Genomic DNA, 1,614 nt, shown 5'->3' on the forward strand with positions numbered 1-1,614 from the left:
CTCCGTCCCGCCGCTCCGAAAATACGCCGCCGTCATCGCCGCCGCATCCTCCTGCTCACGGCGCAGCTCGTAGGTCGTATGCTCCTGCGCGCGCGGCAGCTTCCGCATGGCGAAGTCATGGAAATGTCCGAACAGCGTCCCGCCGTCCGCATGAAACCATTCCGTATGCGGCTCACGCGCAATGTGCAGTGTCTCCAGATAGTCATGGAAATCGCGGTCGGTGAAATACTCCCCCGAGCCATCCTTGAACATCGCATTATCCTTCCATGCGAGCTGCCAATGGATATGTGCCGTATGCGTCTGCTGTGCGATGCGCTTCTCGACGGACTGCCGCTCCGTATAGCCGACCTTCGTCCATCCGTCGTGATAGGAGATGCCCGGCGTATTGTAGGCGTAGATCATCGGCACGACGCGGGCAAAGGGCTGAATCTGAACCGCCATCACGCCATCTCCTTTACATGGGACTCGATAAAGGCAATCTCCTCCGCCGAGAGTCCATACTTCGCATAGAGCTGCTGATCAATCGCCGCGATGGGCTGTGACCAGTCGATATCCGAGGACGAGGAGAAATCTTGAAGGGGAATCATTTTCCATACACCACGATTACCATTCTGTGTTACCTTCAATATACTCAACATAGCCCGTAAAAACTTAGTCTTTATATACTTTTCAAGCCCTTTTGCTTCATCCTCACTATCAAATTTTCCAATACTGATAAAAGTTTCTGTTGCCGCTACACTTGGAGATTCGATAATGGGCTGACTTAACGCCTCACCAAAAACACCACTCCCAGTAGCTTGAGGAACATAAACCTTATATGACATAAGATTTTCGACATCATTTACATACACACGCCGAATATATTTATAAATACGCCGACTTCCTTCACGCCCCAGAATCTTTATATATTCATACCCATCTTGCGGCGGAGCATCAAAAAAAATTTCGGGCAATCGCTGAAAGATATTTGATGCCATGTCATAGGGGTGTCCGTTACTAAGTTTAGAAAGAGCTTCTGGATAATCCCCGTGCATAGTATCGGTCAGTCTGTATGAGGTTCTAGAATACACCACATCCATCAAACTCGAAAAACAATCGTGATTGACAACTTTATGTGATATTGCATTCATTTCCAGATACGGAGTAAATGCTTGGATAGCTCCGTAATCTTCTGTCGTATCTCGATAGGTGATAACAATACCGCCTTTGATAGGAGTAGATAGGTTTGGAAATATTTTATCACTGTCTGCTTCGTACTCCAAAACCTTTAAGTGAGGATCTTCCAACATCTTTTCATTCCAGACCTTAGGTGTTGACCCCGCATTGAACAAAAACCTCGCAGGATGAATGAGTTCAACCTTATCTGCAATTTTATATGCCTCGTCCAAAAACAAATGATAAATCGGAGGAGCATAGTTACGCAAACTCCCATTAGATTCATCCTGATACGGTGGATTCCCTATCACGAAATCGAACTTCATAGTCCTTCCTCCCGTGTTTACCTTCCGATACTCCAATCCGCTCTGCCGCCGCCAGTCATAGATGCGCACAGGCGGCGCTTCCACCGTGCGCGGAGGGAACAGCCCCATCTGCGTGACTTCCTCGGGCAGATCG

Annotated in this window: 2 protein-coding genes; both read right to left on the reverse strand. The window is 48.2% G+C overall.

What is annotated here, in order from left to right; translation table 11 throughout:
• Positions 1-441 (reverse strand): GIY-YIG nuclease family protein (locus AXF19_RS15615; protein ID WP_335674932.1); only part of this gene is annotated, 441 nt, incomplete at its 3' end.
• The coding region (locus AXF19_RS11835; RefSeq protein ID WP_216634940.1) for an Eco57I restriction-modification methylase domain-containing protein at positions 441-1,614 on the reverse strand (1,174 nt) is incomplete at its 5' end. The genes AXF19_RS11835 and AXF19_RS15615, both read right to left, overlap by 1 nt.

The sequence above is a fragment of the Selenomonas sp. oral taxon 126 genome (genome assembly GCF_001683335.1).
In the GTDB taxonomy this organism is placed as follows: domain Bacteria; phylum Bacillota; class Negativicutes; order Selenomonadales; family Selenomonadaceae; genus Centipeda.